This is a genomic window from Variovorax paradoxus (genome assembly GCF_029919115.1).
Lineage (GTDB): Bacteria > Pseudomonadota > Gammaproteobacteria > Burkholderiales > Burkholderiaceae_C > Variovorax > Variovorax paradoxus_O.
Genome location: NZ_CP123990.1, coordinates 2,456,166 through 2,482,355 on the forward strand (window position 1 = coordinate 2,456,166; position 26,190 = coordinate 2,482,355).

A 26,190-nucleotide genomic window follows, 5' to 3' on the forward strand; every position below is an offset into this window, starting at 1 on the left:
ATCAGCTTTTCAGCTTGCACGCAGCTATGGAAGTGAAGACTGGACGGCCATAGTTCGCGTCTTTTATCTTGAGAAGCTCAGCGAGGGTATTGAGGCACCGCAGTTCGGTCTTGGAAGAGACGACCACTGCTTCGCCGAAAAGCTCGTCCCGCAGCACGCCCTCATACGGGAGCATCGACGCTACGTTCGTCTCCGAGCAACTGAACTTAATCCCGTTGGAGGGCGCGCCCTCCGCTATCTGCTTCTTCGAGGCATCGTCATAGGCTCGGCATAGCTCGGGCGTAGCGAAACCAACTTGAACAATCGGGTCCGTGCCCATTACGAATCTCATGTATCTGGCCCCCTCGTTCGTCTGAGCCGCAAGACCTCCGCTCGCGAGCGAAACAAGCACCGCAAGAATCAACTTTGTCATTGCCTTCTCCTTTGTTAGTCGCGGATCGTAAGTTGAGGGCATTGGATGACGCTAGCCCAAGCAAGGACTCTTCCCGATTGCGGGGGCGCTCGGCTCGTGTCATAAATCGTTACCAACTACGAGGAGCGACAGTGGCCGACTTGATCAGCAAGAATGACCTTCAGTTCAAAGACTATGCTTGGAAAGCGATCCCGCCTGATGACGCTCGCGTTACAGGCAAGCCCGATTCGACACTGCTCAATCGCGGGGAGGGCTATGAAGTTCTCGCCTTCCTCAATCGCATCTCGAAGACAAAAGAGAGTGCGCTGAAGGGAGAGCGCCTGATCAAGAACAATCTTCCGGGCGATGTACGCAGTCACAGGAACGTGCACCAATGGCTCGTCGATAACTGGAGCAAGCACGCTTAATCACGTCAGACGCCGGTCTGCCCCCATCAAATCCGCTCTAATTCGCATCGGGTTTACTTCGCCCCGCAGGTATTTGACCTTGACCTGAAGCGCTACGTCCGGGTCCAGCCCCACGTAGAGAAGATGGTGGATGAAGGTGGGGCTCACGACATAGGCTAGGTCGTCGTCGGCGAGCCCTTGCGCCACGATGGCGAGCATCAGTTCCTGGCATGCCTCGATGGGCGTGTACGGCAGGCCAGGTCGCAGCGGCGGGAGGTAGGGGCCGACCGATCCGGCGTACCCCGTCGCCTTCGGCAGGGCGAGCCCCGTAAACGCGCCGACCGGCCCGGGCGCTACCCGAGTACCCTCCCCGCTCGCCGCCGTTGTCTGCGTCGATCTGCCAGCTTGCACGAGGCATTGATCCGGGGGCGCTACGGGCGAAACTTCCGAGCTACCGTCCGCGCGCGCTTCTACATTTGTGCAGAACAGCGTTGAATTCACCATTCGCCCCTAGTGTTTGGTGGCTCCAGCGCTCTCTTCACGAATCCGCTGCGCCTCCGCAACGATGGCGAGGCACACCTGATCCAGATCGAGGCCGGGAACCGATGCGGGGTGGACCGTGACTAGATCGCCAATGTCGATGCCGACCGACAGCATGTACTCCAACATTTGCAGCAGCGCCCACGTGACCGCCGTGTCGAACTGCCCGAACCGCCCGCGCATGGTGGCCACCATCTGATTGCCCTCGGCGTCCACTGATCGCACGCTCATTGAGTAGGCATCGGGGCCGACCTCCGGGTGATCGAACAGATGGCCGATGTAGACCTGATCCTCGATGGCGAGCGTGCCGAGATACGCGACATGCCTGAGAGGGTTAGAAGCCACGGGGACTCCTGTCACGTTGAGCGAGACGCTCCACCAGCTGAGCCGCGATGGCGTCGGTGTTCGCCGGGCGATCCTGCGACCCGAGCGTGGCGGATGGAGAGCCTGTCTGCCCCATGATCGTGACGGGCGGGTTGGGGCGAACTGTCGAGCGCCGAGCTTCGATCAGGCGGTTCGCCTCGTCGGCCATCCACTTTTGGCGCTGCCTCATCTGCTCGGGCGACAACTTGTAGGAAGGCTGCCCCGAAAACGGCATTACGTTTGGGTCCATAAAGCTCATTGCGCCTCCTGTGTCGAGTTGTTCTGGGTCGCCAAAGCTCGGCCTACCTGCGGCACGAGTTCTCGCAACCGAGCCCCCACGGCGGGAATTTGAGCCGCGAGCTGTTCGAGCGCGGTGCGTTGGCCGGCTGGCGGGAGCGAGGCGATATGGCTGATGACCTTGTCCGGAACGACACCGCGCAGACCGTTCACCAGGAACGACATGCCGGGGCCTGAATACAGCGCTGCCGCGGCGGCGGCAGGGAGCGCCTGGCCGGTGAGCGCCGCGCCACCACCGAGCAGGCTCCCTCCAAGCAGGGCTCGGCCCGCTGTACCGCTGTCGGGCACGGTGTTCGGCAGAACCTTCTGGCCAGCGAGATTCAGTTCGCTCGGGCGCTGGTTGTATTGGCCGCTGGCGCGGTTGAGTTGACGCGGAGTGAACTGGCCGGAGGTCGTCCGATCTGCCGCCTTGAGCACGGGCAGCATTTGCCGATATGCAGCATTCGTCGCGCTCAGCGTCCTGATCGCCTCGGGAGTCGTGCCCTCCAGCGCACCCCGCAAGGAGGCCTGGAGTTCATAGAACGCCTCCCCAAGCGGGTGGTCGGACGGGTTCACCGAGCTAGTGAACTTGCGCGCGTAGTGGCCGATTTCAGCGTCAATGGCCTTCGCCGTCTCCCCGCTGATCGGCCCGCCGCGCTGCGCCGCTTCGTTGACCGCTGGCGTGATCTTCTGGGCGACGTACTTGATGACATGCCCCTTCTGCTCGTCCGTGATCAACGGAATCTCATCGATGGAGGATCGAACGCTTTTGACCGCCTGTACTACGCCCTGCGGCGGGATGAAAGTCTGCGGAAGCACGCGATCATAGTAGTCAGACACGACCTTGCTCGCTTGCTCTACAGCCTCTGCCCCGCTCCCCGCCACCTTCTCGCCGAGCGGCTTGAGCGCCGCGTTGATCTCTGCGTTGCCATACTCGGACAAGGAGCGGCGACGGGCGTGCTGAACGACATCACCCACGAGCGGGATCGACGTGATCTTGTCTTCCGCCGAACGCACGAGGCTGCCGATGGGCCCGTCCCCGAACAGCTGGCCCGGCGTCGGCCGCACCCCAGCGTCGATGAGGGCTTGCGCCTCTTTGGAAACGAATGGGCGAGCCAACCCGCCGAGCGCCCGTGTCAGCACCCTGCCGCCAGCGGCCCCGGCCCCGCCTACAAGTGCCGCTGTGCCGCGCTCGTCAGGCTCAGCAGTTGCAGCGGCATAGCCCGCGTTCGTGGCAATGTCGGCGGAAGCCGGAGCCATGCGGCCGAGAGTCTTAGCAAGCACCTTTCCGCCGAGGGAGGCGGCTCGACCAATCGGAATAGCAGTGGCGGCGACTTCACCCGTGATTTCGCCCACCTTGCCCGCAGTGCCCAAGGCCTCTTTGTTCGCTTCGTAGGTGGCGAGGTCCGCCTTGCGCGCCCTGCCGTTGTCTCCGGTATGGCTGAAGGTCATCGCATCGATGGGCGATCCGGGCGGAAAGATCTTGTCGCGCAGCCGTGCCGCCGCCCCCCCGACGCCCGTCACAAATCGTTCGGTGGCGGTCATGCCATCAGCGGGATTTGGCGCTGGCTCCTTCGGTGGGAACTGTTTGCGAAGCACCGCAGTGATCGCACCATCGTCCATGTCATCCGGGAAGGAGCCCGTGGACCCGTCCGGAAGCGCGATGAGCTTTGCCATGGCTTATTCCAGCCGCCCAGTGGCGGGGTTGTAGACGCGAATCTTGGGTGCGGGCGCGGACTGCTGATCGACGGCGGTCCTCACGGCATCGCGGATTGACGGTCCAGAAGACGGCTGCGCGGGTACCGGGCCATTCGCGGCACGATGCATGATCCGACGCACCTGCTTGAGCGCAGCAAGGCGCGTCTCGGTCGGCAACTCCTTGTTCGCGAGGTCGCCGCCTTGCTTCTTGAGAAATGCCAAGTCCGCGTCCGACACCTGGCCCGCCATGCGGGGAATGTTCGCCACGATGCCGTTCGCCACGGTTTCAAGCGCGGCGGCGGCCTTCGCGCCGTCCGTTGAGATGCCGGCAGCACCGGCGATGGCATCACGAAGCGATCCGCCTTTGGAGCCGGTGGCCGTCTTGAGCAACGTCTCGGCCTCGTTCAGGTCTTCGAGCGCCTTGGCAGCGTTGTTCTTGTTCTCCCCTTGTTTCGTGCGGTCCGCAGTGAGCGATGACGCCTCTCGACCGATGGAGCCAAGGGGACTCACTTCTCCGGTGAGCTTGTTGACCCGATGCGCGTTACCTTGAGCATCCTGGATGATCTGGTAGTTGCTGGCTTTGTCGCTGCTTCCGCCACCGTTGGCCCGCACAGCCGCTGCAAGCGTGCGCCGCAGGTCATTGGAGTCACCTGCGAGGTCGCGCCGCAACTGGATGCTCTGTTCGTCGCGGTCGCGCCTGTATTCCAAGTCCTCCTGCTGTTTGCGCTGGCTCTCGGCAATCGTTTGGGCCCGAGCCTCCTTGCGATCGGTGCGAACTGCGACCCGCTCCGGTTCGTTGACCAGCTGATCCTTGGCGTAGTCCATCATGAGCGACCGCAGTGCAGGAATTTGAGCGCCCTGCTGGGCCCACGCGAGCTTCGTCGGTTGCGGGGCGTCATCCGGGGGCTTCATCGCCATGTGCTGGTTGACGGCCTGCATCTCATATTTGTCGTACCCGGTCTGGTCGGCGTCCAAGCCCTTCTTCTCCATCGCCTGAGTAAGCTGCTCGACCAACGGGGTCAGCATCTGCGTCTTGGCGGGCGGGACGTAGTACCCGGAAATCATCTGTCCTTGCGGCGCCGCTTTCTCCCGCGCGGCCTTGATCCGCTCCTTGAGATCGGCTTCCCGGTCACGCAGACGATGCTGCTGCAAGATGAGCGAGGAATTGCCGAAGCTAGCAGGCAGTTGATTGATGTCGTCGTAGTAGTTCATGGAAGGCATGGTGTGCTCCTGTTACTCGTTGCCCTGCGTGCCGACGACATTCACCGCGGCCTCGATGTGATCGCGCAGCGTCTCGGGCGGCAGCGGGCGGTCTGCGTCGGTCCCCATTTGCCGCTGGAGCCCGTCCGTCAACTGCTCGTCTTCCAACCGCTGGTTGGCCTCACGCAGATATCGCATTACCTCGGGATCGGCGGCGCGGTCGGGTCGATGCGTGTCACGGGGAGCAAACGGCGTCGCGAGGCCAGCGGCCCATGCCGGGTTCGCCTTGCGGTCCTCGTCGGTGACGGTTGAGTTATTGATCGCGTCAGGCCGGGCACGCTCACCGTTCTCGGCGCGGCGGATTTGCTGGAAGTCCCGAACGAAGTGCTTGTAAGCCTCCGGGTTCGACTCACGTAGCAATCTCAGATGGGTGAGGATGCCGGGCCGAGATAGCACCGCCATCTCATCGTCGGCCAAGTAGTTGGGGTGGATTTTCAGAGGCATTTCAACTCCTTGGGGTTACCGGCTTCCACGGCTGGGGACCAATCTGGGGAACGGCTGCAGCGCGCGGGTACACCACGGCGCGTTGTTCTTGCTTGCGCAGCCGCGACTCGGCGGCACGGGCAGCCTCCGCCACCCCGAAGTACTCGGCCAGCAGCGGAGGCAATCCGATCAGCCCCGACTCGGCGCTGTCTCGGATGTACGGACGTAGTTCTTCATCCGGGTTCAGCCGCACGTGCTCCGGGTGGTTTGGCGAGAACACCGGCATCGGCGTTGGGGTGCGCGTTGGGCTCTTCGGCAAAGCGGCTCGGGAGAGCGCAGCTTCCACAGTGGTGAACGCGGCGTTCAGTGAGGCGTCGGGCTTAAGCCGTGGAAGGTGGGCCTTACGCAGATGGGGATAGAGCCGATCCATGGCAGCGGGATCGACCTTGAACGCTTCGAGCAGCGCGCGCTCGGCTTCAACGGCGTGGTGCTCATAAATTTGCAGCGATTGACGCAAACCATCTTCCCTAACGAGGCGCTCCCTGCCAACATCTGGGTACGTCTCGTTACTCGGAAAATCAACGGCTGATAAAGAACTCCGATTCATTTCGCAATTGCCTGAGAATATTTAATTCTCGCCGAATTACGAAGATCGGTAAATTAAAACCTATATATGAGGGAATTAGGATTTACCCCTAATAAAAATTAATGTCAAATTTCGAGCAGTATCAACTCCAAGTTGCAAAAGACGTTGCCAAGATCATCAAGGAAAAATCTTGTCAGCCGATTCTTTTTGTAGGGTCTGGCTTCTCCAAGCGGTACTGTGGAGCGCCCAATTGGGCTGCACTCTTGACCGAGCTAAAGGGATACTGCCCAGAGATAAAGCACGATGTCCCCTATTATCTTCAATCGAAAACAACCCTTCCCGAGGTCGGCTCGATCTACGCCAAAGCCTTTAAAGAGTGGGCATGGGGAGAGGGCAGAAAGTTTTTTCCTGACGCATACTACACCGCAAATGTGCACGAGGATATTTTCATAAAGCATGCGGTTTCAAAAAGACTCGAAGGGTTGGGGCCAGACAAAACCGGTTCTTTTGGCTTGCAAGCACTGGACGACGAGATCGACGCATTAAAGTCGATCAATCCACACGCGGTCATTACCACAAACTACGACACCCTTTTAGAGCCAATATTTCCGGAATACAAACCGATCATTGGCCAACAGGTCATTAGACATGCTTACATGTCGATTGGAGAAATATTTAAAATCCACGGGTGCGTTTCAGATGCCTCGTCACTTGTACTCACTAACGAAGATTACGACAGGTTCGCAAATGACAAGAAATATTTAAGCGCAAAGCTCTTTACTTATTTCGTTGAGCACCCCTTGCTTTTCATCGGTTATTCCGCTGGCGACCCGAACATTAAGGCAATCCTTCAGGAAATTGATCACATGCTACCGGAAGGAGGCAATCTGATCGAAAATATTTACCTACTGGAATGGGATGACAAGATTTCCGCTGAAAGCCAACCGCCTTACGACAAAATAATAGATTTGGATGACGGAAAAACGGCACGAGTAAAAAGCATTACGGCCAATTCATTTGAGTGGGTCTTTAAAGCCTTCAAGAGCGAAGCGCCTCTTGAAAAAGTCAACGTCAAACTCTTGCGCTCGATCAGCCACAGAGTTGTCGATCTTGTTCGTAAGGATGCCGCAAAAAATGTAGTGGAAATAAATTTCGAGATGCTCAACCACGCACTTGAGCACCCCGAAGATTTTGCCAAAGTCTTCGGCATCGCGGCCATGGCTGACCCAGCATTACTTAACGTGATGTATCCGTACTCCCCAACTGCCGCTGCAGAATATCTTGGATATGGAAAAGATTGGAATAAAGTCAATCAACTCATTACAAAGCTCAAAGAAACAGAGGGCTTTGACATAAGAGGAAGCGACAATCATTTTCACGTAAGCATTCCTGCAGGAGCAAGAAGCAATCCGCTCAGAAAATATTCGCAAGCAGGACTTGATTTGCTTGCAAAAGTCCGCGATGGCGCTGAACTTCCGGACTTGAAGAACCCAATGGTCACTGGAGAAAAAGCAAAGCCGGCAGATAACGATGAACTTTGATGTCACGACTTCTGCTGCCAGTCTGCGAAGGGGGCTCAGCACAGTACAGCCACCCACCCGGCCCGCCGCTTCATGGGTACCCCATGTGAAGGCCTGGCCAGCCCACCTCCATGTCGAGCCTGCCGCGTGTCGCGCATGGTCGTGATGGGTCATGGATCAGAGGCAGCAGAGCTCAGCTTTCAGGCTCGTCTAGCTGCCCTGTCGCAGAAGCCCCCGGCGCACACGTTATTCCCCTCGGGAACGCCGCCATCTATGCACAGCAATGACTTAGCTCTGCGTCGATATGAGATGAGCTAGACCCGGGTCGCTCGACGCGAAAATCGGCCCGTAGGCGCGCTATCGCCCGAATCGATATCCGAGTACCTACGGGCCGGGAAAACGCGCGCTGCCAGGCTCTGGCAAGGCCGGATCGTCATCAGCGGTTTCGACGCTCGGGGCGGTTTTCGCGGTCGCGTCAGAAATCGTTAGGCCAGTTTCGATGAGCTTCACGGCCTCGGTGCCGAGCCGGTAGGCGTGGCGCTGCGCGCTGATCCAAGGCATCTCATCAATCCGATGAACGTTGTCGGTGCTGACGTGCTGGTCCGGCTTGCCCCAACCTCGATCCAACAAAGCTGACGCGGCCTTTACCTTGGCGTTGAGGTCTTCACTTTGCTCGATAACGTCGATGAGCGCCTTTACGGCTTTCGGAGTCGCCCGCTGCGCCAGCCGGCGCGCTTCGACCATCGGCGGCTTGATCTTGCCGATCTCAAGCTCAGTGCAAACGCCAGCGGCGCACTCTTCAGGCGTCCAATACTCAATGAGTGGTTCTTCCATATTCGCTCCTGTATGCGGGTCCATGCTGATGAGGCTGCGGGCTTTGTCACCCCCCTACCCCCCTCGTTTTCTAAAACTTTCTCCCGGCTCGTTTTCTCCCCTTTTCCTGCAACAAAGCGCCCCCTTTTTCTCTCCCTCCTAAATCTAAAAAGAGAACAGGGGGTGACAGGGGGTAGCGCGTCGAATCCCTTACGCGGCGGGGCTTCCGCGACCCCTCCACCAGGTCCGCCGCACAGGGGGTCGAACCGGGGTCCGAATCGTTTGACAGGGGGTACACCGGCCCAACGGCCCGCTTTCCTACCCCCGGTCCGACTCGCTTGAAGGGGGGTCGCGGCCCGCTTTGAAGGGGGGTCGCGCTAGGCGTCATATTTCTTCGCCTTCACAGAGAACGTCGCGTCAAACTTCGTCTTTTCCATGAACCAGAGTCGCCGCTCGCCCAGCGGATTCTTGTTTGGGTCCGCCTGCTCGAATCCGAGCTTGCGCAGCGGGTTCGTCAGCGCAGTCGCGCCACCGCCCGCGTGCTTAAAACCCGGGGGCATCAGTTCGGTCAGATCGGTGAGCTTGAAGCCAGTGATAACGCGCCCTTTATATGGGCCGCTACGGAGCCGAGGCGCGAAGTTGGCGCCTTCGATCACATCGATGATCTGCTCCATGTTGAGGTCGGTCTTCACGTGCCGCAAGGCGCTCTCGGCCGCACCGTCCACCTCATCGAATTTCTCGCCCGACTCGACCGCGATGAGCGCCGCGCCGAGCAGATCGTCAGCCGCCGCCTCCATGCCCGCGAAGTCGAACTTGCCCCCCACGAAGTCCACTTCGAGCAGGTCCAGCACCGCGAAACGCGTCATGCCTGCCGAGTCTTCAAACAGGAAGTCGGGCTTGTCCACGGGCACATAGAACACGCAGCGCCGGGGCATGTCGACGTTCACGCGCCCGTAGGGCAAGCGGATGTTGTCGACCGCGGTGCTGATATCAGACTTGACGTGTTCGATTCCGCTGCTGCTGAGCGCGGCCATTTCGTCGTGAACCGCAACTAGGCACGAGCCGTAGGTCATCGCGAGGTCTTTGCCCGCCGAGTTCGCCTTGGAAACGAGCGCAACATTGCTCTGCCCAACGATACTGTTCATGAAGAACGTCTTGCCGATGCCCTGCGGTCCGGCGAGACAGAACGCCGTGCGCATCGAGCACCCGGGACGAAGCGCACGCCCCACCACAGCCATCAAGAACTTCCGACCCCAGCGACAGTTCCACGGTGTGTCCGGCGCGCGTAAATATCGCAACGTCCAGGCATTGAGCGCGTCGTCAGCGGCCTGCATTGCCTCCGTGCCCCCCTCGCGCAACCGATCCGCCGACGCACGCACGCGGTCATTGAACGGTGAGCGCTGGTCCCGCGCGATCCGACTGGCAATAGCCTCGCGCATGGCTTGGCTCGTGATAGTGCGCCCACTGCCATTGAAACCGAGCTGCTTCTGAAAAAAGTGCAGCATGTCGTTGTCGCCCACGTTCTCGACCAGTTCCGCATCGCCGAACATCGCGCGTCTGCGGTCCCGATCAAGCCAGAGTCGGCCACGAAACTCCGGGTGAGACTCCAGCAGTCGGTCGAAGTTGTAAGCAATCGCCTGCGGTAGTTGCCGTTCCTCGCCACGCCGCCCGACCGACTGGGTGATCAACTGGTATTTGCGCGCCAGTGCCTCTGGGTTCTCTGGCAGGGTCAATGTCGATTGCTCGACTACCCCGGCCATCACGGTTTCGTATCCGACCTCGGCCACCAGATCATCGAACTTCGCGCCGACGCGCAGACTCGACAGATCCATGATGACCACGTCCACGTCAAGAACCATGAGCGCGGCGGCGAACGCGGAGTAGGCTTGGCCGACGTTCGTATTGGTCTTGTAGTCGGCATCCGGCCAGACCCGAACCTTCACGCGTTGGCCAGGACATGCGGCTTGAATGCGGGCGACTTCGCTGACGATCCACGGGTGGATTTGCCCCTTGTTCTCCGGGTCGCCCCAGCTATTGCAGCCGGCTATGCCGATAGCGCACTGAGCACCCTTCACGACCGCGCATGCGGTCTTCTTTTCGCCCTCGTGGATATCAAGGATCGCGGTGGTCGTGCCATCGACTCGACCGGGGTGCATGTACGGGATTGAGGCTAAAAAACCAGCAGTGCGCTTCGACGGGCGCACGTACTTTTTTGTGCTGATCTCGTACGGGGTGCCCGCTTTGAAGCGCGGCTTGCGCACGGTGACCTGCTCACACTGCGCACCGTCTGGATTCCAGTACGGAAATGCATAGTGCATCGACACCCAGACCGCCATGTTCTGGGCGTCTTTCTGACCGTCATCGATGATCTGAACGTCTGGCCAAGGCGTGCGCCCTTCGCCCATGACAGCAAAGGCCGCCATGTCCTCCGGCTTGAGCCCGGATTTCGCCAGATCATCTTGCATCCACTTGACGGCTGGGTTGTGGATGTCGAGCACGGCGCTCACGGTGCACCGCCCTTCCCGCCGATCTGCTGCATCTGCCGCCGCGCGCGGCGAGGCGGCGTCTTGGGTGGGTACCCGGGTGCGTAACCTAGCATTCCCGGCCCGGGCGGAGTGGTTCGATCCTGGGAGGGAGGCCGTGCCAGTGCGCGTTTGAGGCTGGGCGCGGTCATGTCAGCCCCCTGCTCTGTTTGACTTTGATTTCCTCCATGAGCGCAACAGCACGTCGGCGGATTTCGGCGCGAGACATGATGGCTTCGGGGTATGTTTCTGCCGCTCGCTGCGCTGCCGCTGCTTTTACCTGCCGCTGCACGCGCATCCGCATGCGGTTTTGAGTGAGGGTTTCGACCGAGCCGCTGCTGTCGACCAAACTCCATGTATTCGTGGCGCGGTGGTAGCGGACTTCGATTAGGTTTCGCAGGATTTGATCGGTCATGATCTGCTCCTGCCCTATAGAAGGCCCATGCGCCGTTGGGTGTCTTCTACGTCTTTTCGATTGGCCTCGGCGCGGGCCGCGTACTCATCCTGCATTTCCTTCAGGGCAGCGTCGGCCTCGACTTTGGCACGGTGCTTCTTCTGTTCCTCTTCTAGCTTGAGAAGCACGCGCTGCTCCTGCTCTTTCCTCCTCGCGGCGGCACGAAGGGGAGCGGCGTCACGCCATTCGCGAAGACGCCTAAGCCAATCGTTCGCTTCGGCCTCGTTGTAAAGGTGCGCCCCACCAATGCGATATGACGGCTCGATTCTCGGCGCATCGACTTGACTCAAAATCACCCGCAAATGACCGGCGGTGGTTCCCACGCGTGCCGCCAAGTGGGCGAAGGTGACGAAGCCGGGCAAGGGCGAGTCAGGGTCAGCCCTTGGGATGTTGTCCGGGACTTTTGGCAACTGCGATGCATTGGCCATTTGAAAATCTCCATGCGGCAGCCCAACCGGGAGGTTGAAACTGCGAAACGTTGAGGGGGAGCCCGGTGGCCGCCACAGGCGCGGTCCGGGGCGAAAGGTTGTTAACCCGCGAGGACTAATACCTTTAGATCGTAGAGAACGAACGAGCCGAACGCGAGCGCTTTCCTCGCGTGAGAGCCGTCTTTCGTTATTGAGGAAGCGGCTTAATGCAGGCCTCGACCTCGACTCTTTTGTAGAGCAGTCGGCGTCCGAACTTATGTCGTGGCGGCAGATGAGGCTTGCGCTTCGTGTAGGCAACGTGCAATGCGTTCTCGCTCGTGCGCAGCAGCGCGGCGACCTCGCGATGGGTGAGGTATTCGGGCGTGGCTTCGCCCTGACCTGATTTCGTCATGATTTGATCCTCGGGATGAATTGATGCGGGGGCATGTTCGTGACCGTTGCAGTCACTGGCCGGGGCCGCTCCCGATGGCGCCTGCTGGCGCTATCCCGAGAGTTGGTCGAAATTCAAGTTCCGACTGAACGAGCGCGCTTCCCAACGCGACGGGAAAATTCTCCCACAAAGACTTCCGTTGCGCTACGTTGAATCTCCTGCTGAATGCACGTGCGCTTCACTCTGATATGAGCGGATATGTCTAGGTCTTTCCAGAACACACGCCCCAGAATTTCTTGTCGGACGAACGTATTGCTTCGTCACCAACGGAAAGCAAACCATGACCGACTTCAACCTGACCATCGGAGCGCCCTCTTCCAAGCGCCTGAGCAATCTGCCTGCGGCGAAGTATTCGACTGCACCGCGAACCAACCAATTCGAGGCCACTGTTAATGGCGCGCCGTCGCCTGCTTGGACGACCGAGGGCAAGGGCAAAGCCCAAGCGGTCAATTGCTACGTTTATTTCCGCCATGACGGCACGCTCTACTTCGTGAAGGTCCCAAGCCCCAAGGAACTCACCGCTGCACGCGAGTCGCTCGTCATCACCACCGACACATGGGAAGAAGAGCAAACCAAGGCACCTTCGCGCCCGGTCACGAAGCGTCGCCGGGTTGCCAAGAGCGCGGCCTAATCGACCGCTAGCTCTAGCTGCTGCCTAGCGAAATCTCCGGGAGGGCGCGCCGTATAAGGGATCGCGGATTCTAGAAAGGAATCACGCGCCCGGCGTCGGACGCGGTCCCGTTTCGCCGGACCTTACGGTCAGGTCGACCGAGCCATCGGCGAGCCGCGCGACCACGGCATCACCGGCCTTCAGCTTCTTTGCACTGACGATCGCGCGCCCGTCGGGGCCGGTGAGCCAGGCATAGCCACGCTGCAGCACCAGCGCCGGATCGAGCAGCCGAAGGCGCAAGGCCACGCGCTCGAGCCGCTCGCGCCGCTGCGCAAGCGCGCGTTCGAGCTTCAACGGGAAATCGGCGGAAATGGCGCGCGGCACATGCGCAAGGCGCTCGGTTCTCGATAGCAACGCATAGCGCAGGCGCTGGGAATGGTGCGCCAATTGAAGCTGCTGGCGGGCCACCAGTGTCGAAGGCCGTCCAAGCCGCGCGGCCGCCTGGTCGAGCCGCTGGCCCAACACATCCAGCCGGGTACCCACTGCGTCGCTGAGCCGCTCACCCAGCAGATCGAGTGCGCCGAGCCACATCGCCTGCGGGGCACTGACGAGTTCCGCGGCGGCCGTGGGCGTGGGTGCGCGCAGATCGGCGCAAAAGTCAGCAATGGTGAAGTCTGTTTCATGCCCCACCCCGCAAATCAGCGGGACCGGGCTTTGGACAATGGTGCGAGCCAGGGTTTCGTCGTTGAAAGCCCAGAGGTCTTCGATGGAGCCACCGCCTCGCACCAGCAGGATGACATCGACAGCGGGCTCCAATGCGTAGAGCGACTGCAGCGCACGCACTAGCTCTGCCGGAGCACCTGCGCCCTGAACCGCCGCTGGCGCCAGAACCACCGGAATGTGCGGCACGCGGCGCCGCAATGCGGTGACAACGTCGTGCAAGGCCGCTGCGCCCAGCGAGGTCACCAAGCCCACGGCACGCGGCATGGTGGGCAGCGCCCGCTTGCGGCCGGCATCGAACAGCCCTTCGGCTTCGAGCCGCGCCTTGCGCTGCAGAAATTGCTCGAACAATGCCCCTTGCCCGGCGCGCTGCAGGCTTTCGACCACCAGTTGCAGGTCGCCGCGCGGCTCGTACACCGCCAAGCGCCCACGCACCTCGACCTGGTCCCCGTCGCGCGGAGAAAAATCGAGCAGGCCGGCGGCCCGCCTGAACATTGCGCAGCGCAGCTGGCCGGACTGGTCCTTGAGCGCGAAGTAACAATGTCCACTTGAGGCACGCGAAAAACCCGAGATTTCGCCACGCACCGCAACCGGGTTGAACCGCGCGTCGAGCGCATCGGCAACCGCCCGGCACAGCGCGCCTACCGCCCAGATCCGCGGGCCGGGTGTGGCATTCGGTTCACGCAAGTTCACAAATCGCGAAAGTGGCCGGCAACCACTCTTCCACAGTGAGCGGCCACCCACCGGCGGCGAGGGCCCGATACGAAACAGGCGCACGGTTTGTCGTGCAAGCCGTTGATTTCATTGAAAAAAGTGCTGCTCAAAATTCAATCGATCTAATGGAAAGCCCGTGCCATGCGGGTCTTGGCACGTTGCGCCACGGGTTAATCACAAAGTTATCCACAGAATCTGTGCGTCTTTGCTTACAAGCAAACAAGCCGCATGGCGATGGTGGGCTCGGTGGATAATCGCCGCGCATTTGCAGTCTACGGGCCGGAGGATTTTCTTGTTTTCCATCATAGTTGCCGCGGGCTGGCCGATTTGGCCATTGCTCGCTTGTTCGGTCATCGCGCTCGCGCTGGTTATAGAACGTTTCACAAGCTTGAAGACCGTGAAGGTCCTGCCGCCCAAACTGCTCGACGAGGCGATGACCGTCTCGCACGGCTCGGTTCCGGGCCCCGACGTAGTGACCAAGCTCGAACGCAATTCGTTGCTCGGGCAGGTGCTGGCCGCCGGCCTTCGCGCACTCAACGCCAATCCCCGCTGCACCGAAGACGACCTTCGTGCGGCCATGGAAGCCTCGGGCCGCACGGTGGCGCACAAGCTGGAGCGCTATCTGCCGGCCTTGGCGACCATCGCGTCGGCGGCGCCGCTGCTCGGCCTCCTGGGCACTGTGATCGGCATGATCGAAATCTTCGGTTCGCAGTCGCCCGGCAGCGGTGCGGTGGGTTCCGGAAATCCGGCACAGCTGGCGCACGGCATTTCGATTGCGCTCTACAACACGGCCTTCGGCCTGATCGTGGCCATTCCGACCCTGATCTTCTGGCGCTATTTCCGCAGCCGGGTCGACGAATACCTGTTGAATCTCGAATTGTCGGGCGAGCGCTTTGCCCGCCATCTGAACGCGCTGCGGAAATGATGGCCGTCCCAACGCTTGCCATTGCCGGTCTTGACGGAGACCGGGCATGAGCCGCGGCCGCATGCATTTCCGCCACGGCGCGCGGGACGAGCCCGAGATCAACCTGATCCCGTTCATCGACGTGCTGCTGGTTGTTCTCATCTTCTTGATGCTGTCGACCACCTACAGCAAGTTCACGGAGATGCAGCTGCGCCTGCCAACGGCGGACGTCGACTCGCAGCGCGACTATCCCAAGGAAGTGATCGTGGCGGTGTCGGCCGATGGCCGCTACTCGATCAACAAGACGCCGCTTGCCGACCGCAATGTGGCGACGGTGGCCGCCGCTCTCGGCGCGGCAGCAACGGGCGGCAAGGACAGCGTGGTCATCATCAGCGCCGACGCCAGCAGCCCGCACCAGGCCGTGATCACGGTCATGGAAGCAGCTCGCCGGGCCGGGCTGGTGCAGATCACCTTCGCAGCCCAATCGACGGCGCAAGCGGGACGCTGAGTGCCGCCCTACGGCAGCAGCAGTCACAGCGCATCGGCCTCGCGGCTGCAGCGCGCGTGGCTGCATCGCGGTGTGCTGGCTTGGCTGCTTTGGCCGCTGTCGCTTGTCTATGCGGCGCTCTTCGCATTGCGAAGCTGGTTCTACCGGCTGGGATGGCTGAAAACCGAACGCGTACAGGTTCCCGTGATCGTCGTGGGCAATGTCATTGCGGGCGGTGCCGGCAAGACACCGGTCGTGATGGCCGTGGTTCGGCATCTGCAGGCGCGCGGGCTGCGTGTTGGGGTGATCTCGCGCGGCTATGGCCGGCATACCGACGATTGCCGTGAGGTGCTGGACGAAAGCGACCCGCGGGACGTGGGCGACGAACCGGCGCTGATCCGCCATGCGACCGGCGCGCCCGTTTTCGTGGCGCGGCGCCGCGTCGAAGCCGCACGGGCGTTGCTGGCGCGGCATCCGGCCACGCAAATCATCGTGAGCGACGACGGGCTGCAGCACCTTGCGCTTGCGCGCGATATCGAGATCTGCGTGTTTGACGACCGCGGCGTCGGTAATGGCTGGCGGTTGCCCGCAGGTCCGTTGCGGGAGCCTTGGCCGCGCCGGTGCGACCTGGTGCTTCACAGCGGGGAGCGGCCGGCATTCGACGGTGGCTACACCGCGACACGCGCATTGGCGCAAGAGGCCATGACGGGCGATGGCAAACGTGTACCGCTGAGTGCTCTCGCGGGCAAGCCCGTATCTGCACTGGCAGCCATTGCACGCCCTGAAGCGTTTTTCGACATGCTGCGCACGCGCGGCCTCACGCTGGCCGAGACCTTCGCCCTACCCGACCACTACGATTTTGCCGACTGGCAAGCGCCCGCCAATACCGGACACCCGCTGCTCTGCACCGAGAAAGACGCGGTCAAGCTCTGGCGCAAAGCACCCGGCGCGCTTGCCGTGCCGCTGCGTTTCGAGCCCGCACCGGAATTCTTCGCCGCGCTCGACGCAAAGCTATCATCGCTCGATGGATACCAAGCTGCTTGAACTGCTCGTCTGCCCCGTTACCAAGGGCCCGCTGACCTGGAACGCCGAAAAGCAGGAGCTCTGCTCGCGCAGCGCCCGCCTTGCCTATCCAGTGCGAGACGGGATTCCGGTGCTGCTCGAGAACGAGGCGCGCACGCTGTCCGACGAAGAGCTGGGGCTGTGAGCTTTACCGTTCTGGTGCCGGCGCGCCTGGCTTCGACCAGGCTGCCCAACAAACCGCTGGCGGACATCGCCGGTTTGCCCATGGTGGTGCGCGTGGCGCAGCGGGCGAGCCAATCGACCGCGCTGCGGGTGGTGGTTGCAGCGGACGACCTTTCCATTGTCTCGGCATGCAAGCAGCACGGCGTGGAGGCCATCCTCACGCGCCAGGATCATCCGAGCGGCACCGACCGCCTTGCCGAGGCCTGCGAACAACTCGCACTCGATGGCGGCGACATCGTCGTCAATGTGCAAGGCGACGAGCCGCTGATCGACCCTGCGCTGATCGACGCTGTTGCATCCGCGCTCGCCCTTCGCGCGGAGGCCGCCATGAGCACCGCGGCCCATGAAATCGATTCGCTCGATGACTTCCTGAACCCGAACGTGGTGAAGGCGGTGCTCGACGCAAAGGGCAATGCGCTGTACTTCAGCCGCGCGCCGGTTCCCTGGTGGCGCGATGGTTCCGTCAACCGGGTGCCAACCGCGCTGCCTAGCCCGGCACCACTGCGCCACATCGGCATCTACGGGTACCGCGCGGGTTTCGTGCGCAAGTTTCCTTCGTTGCCGCCGGCTCCGGTCGAGGCGACCGAAGCGCTGGAGCAACTGCGTGCGCTCTGGCACGGGCATCGCATCGCGGTGCATGTCACCCATGCGGCTCCCGGCCCAGGCATCGACACGCCCGAAGACCTGGCCCGCGTGCGCGCACTGTTCGCAGCCAGGCCGACGCCCTGAAGCATCGCGCCGCAGGGCGGCTGTAACGGAAATTCTTCACGCTGTCGCATGCTATCCTCGACGCAATTCCGCCCTGCACGGCTCCCGGGCCGCCGCTTGGTGCGACACAAGATCTAAGAACCGTCCGAGGACACCATGAGACTAATTTTGCTGGGCGCGCCCGGGGCGGGCAAAGGCACGCAAGCGGCCTTCATCTGCCAGAAATACGGCATTCCTCAAATTTCGACCGGCGACATGCTGCGCGCAGCCGTCAAGGCCGGCACACCGCTCGGCCAGCAAGCCAAGGCGGTCATGGAATCGGGTGGCCTGGTGAGCGACGACCTCATCATCAACCTGGTGAAGGAACGCATTGCGCAACCCGATTGCGCCGACGGTTTCCTGTTCGACGGCTTCCCCCGCACCATTCCGCAAGCCGACGCCATGAAGGCGGCGGGCGTCAAGCTGGACTACGTGCTCGAAATCGACGTGCCTTTCAGCGACATCATCGAACGCATGAGCGGCCGCCGCTCGCATCCCGCATCGGGCCGCATCTATCACGTCAAGTTCAACCCGCCGAAGGTCGATGGCAAGGACGACGTCACGGGCGAAGAGCTGATCCAGCGCAAGGATGACGAGGAAGAAACCGTGCGCAAGCGGCTCGAGGTGTACAGCCAGCAGACGCGTCCGCTGGTCGACTACTACTCGGCCTGGGCCAAGGCCGATCCGGCTTCGGCGCCTAAATACCGTGCCATCAAGGGCGTCGGCACGGTCGAAGAAATCACCCAGCGCGCGCTGGCTGCACTGAGCAACTGAAGTTCACGCGCAGGCGCGCGGCTGCAGCTGCGCCGCCTGCTTGCCTGTTTTGCGTGTTGCCGCCGCTCAGGCGGCCTTCTCGATCAGTTCCAGCATCAACGCAATGCGCGCCTTGACCGGCGTCAAGGCACCGGCATCGCGCAGCTTGTCATCAGGCCTCGGAAGAATGCGCCCGCTCGCGCAACGTGTGGCGCGCAACACGGCGACCCCCGCATCCTGCGCGCGAAGCGCGGCAGCCTCCAGCGCATGGTGCACCGTGCCGTTGCCAGTCGCGGCCAACACCAGCCCGCGCACCGGCTCGGCGACGCCAGCTGCGCGCTCCTGAAGCAGCAAATCGACGACGGCCCCGTTCGCACCGGCGTGGCTGGTGAGAATTTCGACTCTCGGCCATTGCGACGTGGCATCTTCCTTGGCTTCGAGGATTTGCGAGTTCTTGCTTGCGTGTGATCGAGGCCAGTCCCGCAGGCGCCGTACCGCGCCCTCTTCCACATAGCCGACCGGACCGGCGTCGCCCGATGCAAATGCATCCTGCCGGTAGGTGTGCACCTTCTGAACATCCGTGGCGCCGTGAATCACGCCCGCGCAAACCACCGTTACACCCTGTGCCGCCGGCGTTGCCGCAACTGCGATGGCGTCGCGCACGTTCTGCGGGCCGTCGGGCGAAAGCGATGTAGCAGGACGCATGGCGCAGGTCAGCACCACGGGTTTGCCGGGTGAAAGCACGGTTTGAAGAAAGAAGGCCGTCTCTTCCAGAGTGTCGGTGCCGTGCGTGATCACTACGCCGGCTACGTCGGCCTCGGCCAGCCAGAAGGCGCAACGCCGGGCGAGCTGCAGCCAGACGCCGGGTTCCATGTCCTTGCTGTCGAGCTGCGCCACCTGTTCGGCCCCGAGCTCCAGGCCTTCGGGTGCCTCGATGCCGCCCAGCAGGTCTGCCACGCCAACTTGCCCGGCCGTGTAGCCGATGTTGTCGCCGCCGCTCGCGGCGCGGCCGGCAATGGTGCCGCCCATTCCCAGAACCACAATGCGCCGCAGGCTCGGCGAAAGCGAATTAACCATGGCTTGCCAACTTTTAAAAACTGGTTAAAAATACAGGTACTGGATATCTAGCCAGTGCCGCAAGGAACAACATATGCAGTTCGCCGTGAAGCTTACCGCCCGCCAGCAGCAAATCCTGGACCTGATCCAGAGCGCCATCGCACGCACCGGCGCTCCGCCTACGCGAGCCGAAATTGCCAATGAGCTAGGCTTCAAGTCGGCCAACGCGGCCGAAGAGCATCTGCAGGCACTGGCTCGCAAGGGCGTCATCGAACTCGTCAGCGGCACCTCGCGCGGCATCCGGCTCAAGGGCGATGCGCTGCGCTCGCTCAACGAGTCGCGCAACAACCAGTTCTCGCTTTCACTGCCCGGCATGGCGCAGCTGGCACTGCCCCTCATCGGCCGTGTGGCGGCGGGTTCGCCCATCCTCGCGCAAGAACACGTCGACCAAACCTACTATGTCGAGAACACGCTGTTCCAGCGCCAGCCCGATTACCTGCTGAAGGTGCGCGGCATGTCCATGCGCGACGCCGGCATCATGGACGGCGACCTGCTGGCGGTGCAAGCCACCAAGGAAGCCCGCAACGGCCAGATCGTGGTGGCGCGCCTCGGCGACGAAGTCACGGTCAAGCGCCTCAAGCGCAACAAGCAGGTCATCGAACTGCATGCCGAAAACCCCGACTATCCGACCATCGTGGTCCAACCTGGCGAGCCCTTCGAAATCGAAGGCCTGGCGGTCGGCCTCATTCGCAACACCATGCTGATGTAGGCCTTGCGGCCTGCCCAGAGCAGCACCCTATCCGGTCGCCACAGGTGGCGGGCGTATGGCGCGAAGTCGCCATCACCCTGTTGCGCCCGATCAAAGAAATCCTGCCTGTGTTCAACCTCATACTTTTTTGGAGTTCACATGGGAATCGCCCTCCTCGCCATCGCTGATTTGTGGATGCCGCTGCAAACGCTTGCAAACCGGCTGCTGCCGGCGCGCCGTCCGCGCCGCCGCGACAACGGCAGCGCCTCCGCAGGGTTGCGCTACGTCGCGGTCCGGCCGGCATGCACGGCTCGCGCCCATGGCGCGGCCACCCCCAAAGCCGCTCCGGCACCCGTACGGCCGCTGCGCGTCATTCGCGTGGTGGATGGTCCCCGGGGTGAAAAGTGCAGCGCCAACCGCATGGTGATTTCGGGCCGCATGGCCGATGTTTGCGCCGAACTCGACCGGTTGGCGGCCCTCGAGGCCATGGAAGCCGCCAGCACCGCGCCCTCCACACACCTGCACTAGCCCCATGCAAACCCCGGTGACCACTGCCCGGGGCGGGTATCCAAACGTTCACACGCGCGTCATGCCAATGCTGCGAGGCACAATGGCACGCCATGAACATTGTGATCCTCGACGATTACCAGGACGCCGTGCGCAAGCTGCGCTGCGCCACCAAGCTGGACGCGTACGCGGCCAAGGTCTACACCAACACGGTCAAGGGCATTGGTCAACTGTCCATTCGCCTGAAGGACGCCGACGTGATCGTGCTGATCCGCGAGCGCACCCACATCTCGCGCCAGCTAATTGAAAAGCTGCCCAAGCTCAAGCTCATTTCGCAGACGGGACGGGTGGGCAACCATATCGACGTCACTGCGTGCACCGAACGGGGTGTGGCGGTGGCCGAGGGCACCGGCTCTCCCCAGGCGCCCGCCGAACTCACCTGGGCGTTGATCATGGCGGCCATGCGGCGCTTGCCGCAGTACATCAGCAACCTGAAGCATGGCGCGTGGCAGCAATCGGGGCTCAAGTCGGCCTCGATGCCGCCCAACTTCGGACTGGGCTCGGTGCTCAAGGGCAAGACGCTCTGCATCTGGGGCTACGGCCGCATCGGCCAGCTGGTGGCTCGCTACGGGCAGGCCTTCGGCATGCAGGTCGTCATCTGGGGCCGCGAGGCAAGTTGCGCCAAGGCCAGGTCCGACGGCTTCCAGGTGGCGCAGAACCGGCACGAGTTCTTTGCCGCCGCCGATGTGCTGTCGGTGCACCTGCGGCTGAACGAGGAAACCGTGGGCCTGGTCACGCTAGAGGACCTTTCGCGCATGAAGCCGACGGCGCTGTTCGTCAACACCTCCCGTGCGGAACTGGTCGAGCCCGATGCCCTGCTTGCCGCCCTCAACCGCGGGCGTCCGGGGCTGGCAGCCGTCGACGTGTTCGAGAGCGAGCCGCCGCTGCAGGGGCACGCCCTCTTGCGCCTCGAGAATTGCATCTGCACGCCGCACATCGGCTACGTGGAGCAAGACAGCTACGAGAGCTATTTCGGGCAGGCCTTCGACAATGTGGTGAGTTTCATCAAGGGCAATCCCACCAACATCGTGAATCCAGGCGCGCTGCAGGTTCGCCGGTGAGCTCATGAGCCGCCGGGCCGCCCCACGGCGAATACCGCAGCCGAAGGCAAAGGTTCTCCGGTGAGCCACCCTGCGCCCCGGGGCGCGCTCTGGGCGCTGCTGGCCGGCAATTTCGTGATCGGCACGGGCGTGATGGTGGTGCCCGGCACGCTCAATGAAATCAGCACGTCGCTGGCGGTGACCGTTGCAACTGCGGGTCAGTTGATCACGGTTGCCGCGGTCGTGATGTGTCTCGGCGCGCCGTTGCTGGCGGCTGTTGTCGCGGGCTGGGACCGTCGCCATCTGCTCGCCCTCACCCTTGTCTGGTATGCCGCCGGGCACATCGTTTCGGCGTTGATGCCGAGCTTTGGCGCCCTGCTGCCGGTGCGCATGCTCACGGTGGTGGCACCTGCAGTCTTCACGCCACAGGCCGCGGCGTGCGCGGGCATGCTGGTGGCGCCAGAGCAGCGCGGACGGGCTGTGACCTTCGTCTTTCTCGGCTGGTCGATGGCCTCGGTGCTGGGCCTGCCGCTGGGCGCGCTGATCGGCGGCCACCTGGGCTGGCGCATGGCTTTCATGGCGGTGGCAGTGCTCAGCGTGGTGAGTGCGGCGTCCGTCTGGCTGACGCTTCCGAGCGGCATCCGGCCTGCTGCCCTCACGGCGGCAGCGTGGTCGCGCGTGCTGCGAAGCCCGGTGCTGATGGGCATCGTCTCGGTCACGGCGCTGCAGGGCGCCGGGCAATTCGTCCTGTTCAGCTATTTCGGCCCCATCCTGAAGCAGAACTTTGGCGCAGACCCCACGACGCTGAGCCTGATGTGGGCCTTGTTCGGCGCCTTCGGGCTGGTGGGCAACATGCTCGTGAGCCGCTTCATCGACCGCGCGGGCGCGGGCCGCATGGTGCTGCTGACAAGTTCGCTGATCGCGCTCAGTCTCTTTCTCTGGCCATGGGCAGGCACCCTCCCCTGGCTGGCGGCCGTTCTCGTGCCGTGGGGCCTGGGGTGCTTTGCCACCAACTCGGCGCAGCAGGCGCGGCTGGTGGGCCTGGCGCCTGCTCTTGCGCCAGGCTCCGTGGCGCTCAACAGCTCGGGCATCTACATCGGGCAGGCGGTGGGTGCCGGGCTGGGCGGATGGCTGCTTGCCAACGATGCGGTGGCTTGGATGAACTGGGTCGGCTTCTCATTGCTGCTGCTCGCCATCGGCCTGAGCGTGGCCATCGATCGCAGCCGCCGCGCGGCCTGAAAGCGCGGCCCCGCGTAAAACCCGGGAAGCCGCTGCGCCCGGTGGCTGCAAAATCGAAGGCTGTGCAAGCTCCGCGCCCCGCCTGCCATCAGGCCCGGATACACCTCAACCAGCGAAAATCTTCTTCCAATGACAGTGAACTACACCCGGATCGGCGTCGTCGGCGCCGGCGCCATGGGCCGAGGCATCGCCCAGATCGCCGCGCAAGCGGGCAGCGAAGTGCTGCTGCTCGACAGTTTTGCAGGCGCGGCGGAGCGCGGGCGCGAAGCCCTCGTTGCCCAATGGAACAAGCTGCACGAGAAAGGAAAGATCGACGCCGCAGCGCGCGATGCGCAGATCGCCCGGGTCAAGGCGGTCGGTTCGGTGGCAGCCCTTGCTGCATGCGACCTCGTGATCGAAGCGGTGGTCGAAGACATCGAGGTCAAGCGCTCGCTGTTCCGTGAGCTCGAATCGGTTGTTGCGCCCACGGCCACCCTTGTCACCAACACCTCGTCGCTTTCGGTCACGGCCATTGCTGCGGGCCTCAAGCACCCCGAGCGCATGGCGGGTTTTCACTTTTTCAACCCGGTGCCTCTGATGAAGGTGGTCGAGGTGGTGGCGGGCTTCAAGACCTCCGCCGAGGTTTGCAAGCAGCTGGCCGGCTATGCGGTGCAGATGGGCCACAGCGCCGTGCAGGCGCAAGACACCCCCGGTTTCATCGTCAACCACGCCGGCCGCGGCTACGGCACAGAGGCGCTGCGCATCGTGGGCGAAGGCGTGGCCGATTTCGCCACCATCGACCGCATCTTGAAGGACCAGGCCGGTTTTCGACTTGGCCCGTTCGAGCTGATGGACCTGACTGCGCTCGACGTGTCGCATCCGGTGATGGAGTCGATCTATCGCCAGTACTACGAGGAGCCGCGCTTCCGCCCGAGCGTGATCACCGCGCAGCGGCTCGCTGCCGGTGTGCTCGGCCGCAAGACCAACGAAGGTTTCTACAACTACAACGACGGCGTGATGCAGCAGCCTGCCGAAGCCGCGCCTCCCACCGTGGCAGCGCTGCCCTCGGTGTGGGTTTCGCCTCGCGCCGCGCGCCGCGCCGAGCTGCTGCGGCTGGTGAATACGCTGGGCGCCCAGATCGACAGCGGCGCTACCGCCGCGCCCACTTCGCTCATCCTGGTGGCGCCGCTGGGCTTCGACGTGACCACAGTGGCCGCGGTCGAGCGCCTGGACGCGACGCGCACCGTCGGCATCGACATGCTGATCGACGATGCCGCGACCAAGCGCCGCGTGCTCGCCACAAACCCGGCCACGCGGCGCGACATCCGCGATGCGGCGCACGCCCTTTTTGCGCGCGACGGCAAGGCCGTGAGCGTGATCCGCGACAGCGGCGGCTTCGTCACGCAGCGCGTGATCGGCACCATCGTGAACATCGCCTCCGACATGTGCCAGCAGCGCGTGTGCTCGCCGGCCGATCTTGAAACGGCGGTGCAGCTGGGCCTGGGCTATCCGCGTGGCCCGCTGGCCATGGGCAACCTGTACGGCCCGACCAACATGCTCGAGGTGCTGTTCAACCTGCAGACCGTCTACGGCGATCCACGCTATCGCCCGAGCCCGTGGCTGCGCCGCCGCGGTGCGCTTGGCCTGAGCCTGCTGCACGAAGAAGAATAAACGGACGCCAATACTGGAAAGCAACGACATCGATGACCGCCGAACTCAAGAGCACCAGCGAAGGACGCACCATGGTGCTGACCATCGCCAACCCGACCCAGCGCAACGCGCTGGGCCCCGAGATCTACGCCGCAGGCATCGAGGCGCTCAACGGCGCCGAGAGCAGCGACGAGATCCGCAGCGTCGTCATCGTGGGCGAAGGCGCGTGGTTCTGCGCCGGCGGCTCGCTGCAGCGGCTGTCCGACAACCGCCAGCGCGACCCTTCGGTGCAGGCCGAAAGCATCGAGGGCCTGCACAACTGGATCGACTCCATCCGCACCTTCCCCAAGCCGATCATTGCGGCGGTCGAAGGCGCGGCGGCCGGCGCGGGCTTTTCGCTGGCACTGGCCTGCGACTTCGTGGTGGCTGCACGCGATGCGATTTTTGCGGCGTCATACAGCAATGTGGCGCTCTCGCCCGACGGCGGCCTGAGCTGGCACCTGGGCCAGGCGTTGCCGCGCCAGCTGGCCAGCGAATGGCTGATGGCCGGCGAGCGCATCGGCGCGCCGCGGCTGCATGCGCTGGGGCTGGTCAACGAACTTAGCGAAAACGGCCAGGCGCTCGCAAGCGCGCTGGCGCTTGCGGCCAAGCTCAATGCCCGTGCGCCCAATTCGCTGGCCAGCATCAAGGAGCTGCTCAGCGAGGCGCGCGGCGCCACCTTTGCGTCGCAGCTCTCGCAGGAGCGCGACCACTTCGTTCGCAACCTTCACCATCCGAATGCCGGCATCGGCATTGCCGCTTTTCTCGAGAAGAAGCCGCCGCAATACGAATAGCGGCACGACGTCACTCCCGTGACACCCTTCAGCCTTTCAGTCGCCGACAGGACAGACCAATGGACGACCCCATTCTTACCATCGAAGAACGTGAAGCGATCAACAGTGGTCGCTGGTTTTCTTCTCTCTCTCCATCGCTACGGCACGACATTCTTCGATGTGCTTTTGTCAAACGCTACAAGGACGGCGACCTGATTGCCGCCCGCGGCGATCCGCCCGATCACTGGATTGCCTGCGCCAAGGGCGCGGTGCGCGTGAGTTCGACGGCCGTATCGGGCAAGCAGGTGACGCTGACCTATGTGGAGCCGGGCATCTGGTTCGGCGACGTGGCGATGTTCGACGGGGACCGGCGCACGCACGATGCCTACGCGCATGGCGACACCACGGTGCTCTGCGTGGCGCGAGCCGACTTTCAAAAAATCCTGGCCACGCATGTGGAGCTGTACGAAGCATTGATGCGGCTGCAGGCGCGCCGCATCCGCACGCTGTTCGGGCTGGTGGAAGACCTCAACACCCTGCCCTTGCGCGCACGGCTGGCCAAGCAGCTCATTCACCTGGTGCGCAGCTACGGCGTGCCCAACCTGGAAGACGGCAGCCAGACGCGCATCGGCCTGCAGCTGGCGCAGGAAGAACTCGCGCAGCTGCTCGGCGCCTCGCGCCAGCGGGTCAACCAGGAGCTCAAGACCATGGAGCGCGAGGGCACCATCCGGATCGAGCCGGGCGGGCTGGTCGTGCTGGACCGCGCAGCCTTGATGCGCGTCTCCGAAGCTGAGACCTGAGAAAACCA

At 62.9% G+C, this 26,190-nt stretch carries 31 protein-coding genes; 16 read left to right on the forward strand and 15 right to left on the reverse strand.

Features of this window, described 5'->3' with window-relative positions; translation table 11 throughout:
• Position 1: 1 nt before the first annotated feature.
• Positions 2-412: a hypothetical protein gene (locus tag QHG62_RS11930; protein ID WP_281151043.1), complete on the reverse strand. Its 411-nt coding sequence runs from the start codon at positions 410-412 to the stop codon at positions 2-4.
• A 131-nt stretch (positions 413-543) separates the two neighbouring features.
• On the opposite strand from QHG62_RS11930, the gene QHG62_RS11935 reads away from it, so the two are divergent.
• The gene (locus tag QHG62_RS11935; RefSeq protein ID WP_281151044.1) at positions 544-819 is read left to right on the forward strand and encodes a hypothetical protein; all 276 of its coding nucleotides are present in this window, start codon (positions 544-546) and stop codon (positions 817-819) included.
• Here the strand turns inward: QHG62_RS11935 and QHG62_RS11940 are convergent, their stop codons facing one another.
• The 7 genes from QHG62_RS11940 to QHG62_RS11970 all read right to left on the reverse strand — a co-directional run bounded on the left by QHG62_RS11940 (position 820) and on the right by QHG62_RS11970 (position 5,875).
• Entirely contained in the window at positions 820-1,209 is a 390-nt protein-coding gene (locus QHG62_RS11940) for a hypothetical protein (RefSeq protein WP_281151045.1), read from the reverse strand.
• A 99-nt stretch (positions 1,210-1,308) separates the two neighbouring features.
• Complete coding sequence (locus tag QHG62_RS11945; protein ID WP_281151046.1) at positions 1,309-1,683, reverse strand: hypothetical protein; 375 nt, start codon at positions 1,681-1,683, stop codon at positions 1,309-1,311.
• Positions 1,673-1,960, reverse strand: a complete 288-nt coding sequence (locus tag QHG62_RS11950; RefSeq protein WP_281151047.1) for a hypothetical protein — start codon at positions 1,958-1,960, stop codon at positions 1,673-1,675. The genes QHG62_RS11945 and QHG62_RS11950 overlap by 11 nt, the downstream gene beginning before the upstream one ends.
• Complete coding sequence (locus QHG62_RS11955) at positions 1,957-3,654, reverse strand: hypothetical protein (RefSeq protein WP_281151048.1); 1,698 nt, start codon at positions 3,652-3,654, stop codon at positions 1,957-1,959. The genes QHG62_RS11950 and QHG62_RS11955 overlap by 4 nt, the downstream gene beginning before the upstream one ends.
• 3 nt (positions 3,655-3,657) lie before the next feature.
• A complete protein-coding gene (locus QHG62_RS11960) occupies positions 3,658-4,896 on the reverse strand; it encodes a hypothetical protein (protein ID WP_281151049.1) in 1,239 nt (412 codons plus the stop codon).
• Between the two features lie 12 nt (positions 4,897-4,908).
• Positions 4,909-5,379 (reverse strand): hypothetical protein, encoded by a 471-nt coding sequence (locus QHG62_RS11965; protein ID WP_281151050.1) that lies wholly within the window; start codon positions 5,377-5,379, stop codon positions 4,909-4,911.
• 1 nt (position 5,380) lies between these two features.
• Positions 5,381-5,875: a hypothetical protein gene (locus tag QHG62_RS11970; protein WP_281151051.1), complete on the reverse strand. Its 495-nt coding sequence runs from the start codon at positions 5,873-5,875 to the stop codon at positions 5,381-5,383.
• A 191-nt stretch (positions 5,876-6,066) separates the two neighbouring features.
• Here QHG62_RS11970 and QHG62_RS11975 point away from each other — a divergent pair, with 191 nt between their 5' ends.
• On the forward strand, positions 6,067-7,485 hold the full coding sequence (locus QHG62_RS11975; RefSeq protein ID WP_281151052.1) for an SIR2 family protein: 1,419 nt from the start codon (positions 6,067-6,069) through the stop codon (positions 7,483-7,485).
• Between the two features lie 363 nt (positions 7,486-7,848).
• On the opposite strand, the gene QHG62_RS11980 is transcribed toward QHG62_RS11975, so the two are convergent.
• From QHG62_RS11980 to QHG62_RS12000, 5 genes are all read right to left on the reverse strand, one after another.
• A complete protein-coding gene (locus QHG62_RS11980; protein WP_281151053.1) occupies positions 7,849-8,298 on the reverse strand; it encodes a hypothetical protein in 450 nt (149 codons plus the stop codon).
• A gap of 356 nt (positions 8,299-8,654) precedes the next feature.
• Positions 8,655-10,784: a VapE domain-containing protein gene (locus QHG62_RS11985; protein WP_281151054.1), complete on the reverse strand. Its 2,130-nt coding sequence runs from the start codon at positions 10,782-10,784 to the stop codon at positions 8,655-8,657.
• A 163-nt stretch (positions 10,785-10,947) separates the two neighbouring features.
• Positions 10,948-11,214, reverse strand: a complete 267-nt coding sequence (locus tag QHG62_RS11990) for a hypothetical protein (RefSeq protein ID WP_281151055.1) — start codon at positions 11,212-11,214, stop codon at positions 10,948-10,950.
• A gap of 14 nt (positions 11,215-11,228) precedes the next feature.
• Positions 11,229-11,681 carry a hypothetical protein gene (locus tag QHG62_RS11995; RefSeq protein ID WP_281151056.1) on the reverse strand — a complete coding sequence of 151 codons (453 nt, stop codon included), beginning with the start codon at positions 11,679-11,681 and terminating at the stop codon, positions 11,229-11,231.
• 187 nt (positions 11,682-11,868) lie between these two features.
• Positions 11,869-12,072, reverse strand: coding sequence for a helix-turn-helix domain-containing protein (locus tag QHG62_RS12000; protein WP_281151057.1), 204 nt, complete (start codon positions 12,070-12,072; stop codon positions 11,869-11,871).
• Between the two features lie 319 nt (positions 12,073-12,391).
• Here QHG62_RS12000 and QHG62_RS12005 point away from each other — a divergent pair, with 319 nt between their 5' ends.
• Positions 12,392-12,742, forward strand: coding sequence for a hypothetical protein (locus QHG62_RS12005; protein ID WP_281151058.1), 351 nt, complete (start codon positions 12,392-12,394; stop codon positions 12,740-12,742).
• An 81-nt stretch (positions 12,743-12,823) separates the two neighbouring features.
• Here QHG62_RS12005 and xseA read toward each other — a convergent pair whose 3' ends face one another.
• Entirely contained in the window at positions 12,824-14,134 is a 1,311-nt protein-coding gene (gene xseA, locus QHG62_RS12010; RefSeq protein WP_281151059.1) for an exodeoxyribonuclease VII large subunit, read from the reverse strand.
• Between the two features lie 313 nt (positions 14,135-14,447).
• On the opposite strand from xseA, the gene QHG62_RS12015 reads away from it, so the two are divergent.
• The 6 genes from QHG62_RS12015 to adk all read left to right on the forward strand — a co-directional run bounded on the left by QHG62_RS12015 (position 14,448) and on the right by adk (position 18,312).
• A complete protein-coding gene (locus tag QHG62_RS12015; protein ID WP_281151060.1) occupies positions 14,448-15,080 on the forward strand; it encodes a MotA/TolQ/ExbB proton channel family protein in 633 nt (210 codons plus the stop codon).
• A gap of 61 nt (positions 15,081-15,141) precedes the next feature.
• On the forward strand, positions 15,142-15,567 hold the full coding sequence (locus QHG62_RS12020) for an ExbD/TolR family protein (protein ID WP_281151598.1): 426 nt from the start codon (positions 15,142-15,144) through the stop codon (positions 15,565-15,567).
• Complete coding sequence (gene lpxK / locus QHG62_RS12025) at positions 15,568-16,590, forward strand: tetraacyldisaccharide 4'-kinase (RefSeq protein WP_281151061.1); 1,023 nt, start codon at positions 15,568-15,570, stop codon at positions 16,588-16,590.
• Positions 16,571-16,753 carry a Trm112 family protein gene (locus tag QHG62_RS12030; RefSeq protein WP_013541700.1) on the forward strand — a complete coding sequence of 61 codons (183 nt, stop codon included), beginning with the start codon at positions 16,571-16,573 and terminating at the stop codon, positions 16,751-16,753. The genes lpxK and QHG62_RS12030 overlap by 20 nt, the downstream gene beginning before the upstream one ends.
• Positions 16,750-17,520: a 3-deoxy-manno-octulosonate cytidylyltransferase gene (gene kdsB / locus QHG62_RS12035; RefSeq protein WP_281151062.1), complete on the forward strand. Its 771-nt coding sequence runs from the start codon at positions 16,750-16,752 to the stop codon at positions 17,518-17,520. Before QHG62_RS12030 ends, kdsB begins: the two co-directional genes overlap by 4 nt.
• A gap of 135 nt (positions 17,521-17,655) precedes the next feature.
• Positions 17,656-18,312 carry an adenylate kinase gene (adk, locus tag QHG62_RS12040; RefSeq protein ID WP_281151063.1) on the forward strand — a complete coding sequence of 219 codons (657 nt, stop codon included), beginning with the start codon at positions 17,656-17,658 and terminating at the stop codon, positions 18,310-18,312.
• Positions 18,313-18,378: 66 nt separating this feature from the next.
• On the opposite strand, the gene QHG62_RS12045 is transcribed toward adk, so the two are convergent.
• Complete coding sequence (locus QHG62_RS12045) at positions 18,379-19,368, reverse strand: asparaginase (protein WP_281151064.1); 990 nt, start codon at positions 19,366-19,368, stop codon at positions 18,379-18,381.
• A gap of 73 nt (positions 19,369-19,441) precedes the next feature.
• Between QHG62_RS12045 and lexA the strand changes: the two genes are divergently transcribed.
• The 7 genes from lexA (at position 19,442) to QHG62_RS12080 (ending at position 26,182) form a co-directional block, all read left to right on the forward strand.
• On the forward strand, positions 19,442-20,116 hold the full coding sequence (gene lexA, locus QHG62_RS12050) for a transcriptional repressor LexA (protein ID WP_093023612.1): 675 nt from the start codon (positions 19,442-19,444) through the stop codon (positions 20,114-20,116).
• 138 nt (positions 20,117-20,254) lie between these two features.
• A complete protein-coding gene (locus tag QHG62_RS12055; RefSeq protein ID WP_281151065.1) occupies positions 20,255-20,623 on the forward strand; it encodes a hypothetical protein in 369 nt (122 codons plus the stop codon).
• 92 nt (positions 20,624-20,715) lie between these two features.
• Positions 20,716-21,723, forward strand: coding sequence for a D-2-hydroxyacid dehydrogenase family protein (locus tag QHG62_RS12060; RefSeq protein ID WP_281151066.1), 1,008 nt, complete (start codon positions 20,716-20,718; stop codon positions 21,721-21,723).
• A gap of 60 nt (positions 21,724-21,783) precedes the next feature.
• On the forward strand, positions 21,784-22,941 hold the full coding sequence (locus tag QHG62_RS12065) for an MFS transporter (protein ID WP_281151067.1): 1,158 nt from the start codon (positions 21,784-21,786) through the stop codon (positions 22,939-22,941).
• A 129-nt stretch (positions 22,942-23,070) separates the two neighbouring features.
• Positions 23,071-24,591: a 3-hydroxyacyl-CoA dehydrogenase gene (locus tag QHG62_RS12070; protein WP_281151068.1), complete on the forward strand. Its 1,521-nt coding sequence runs from the start codon at positions 23,071-23,073 to the stop codon at positions 24,589-24,591.
• Between the two features lie 32 nt (positions 24,592-24,623).
• Entirely contained in the window at positions 24,624-25,403 is a 780-nt protein-coding gene (locus QHG62_RS12075) for an oxepin-CoA hydrolase, alternative type (RefSeq protein ID WP_126749837.1), read from the forward strand.
• Between the two features lie 59 nt (positions 25,404-25,462).
• Complete coding sequence (locus QHG62_RS12080; RefSeq protein WP_126749836.1) at positions 25,463-26,182, forward strand: Crp/Fnr family transcriptional regulator; 720 nt, start codon at positions 25,463-25,465, stop codon at positions 26,180-26,182.
• Positions 26,183-26,190: the final 8 nt, after the last annotated feature.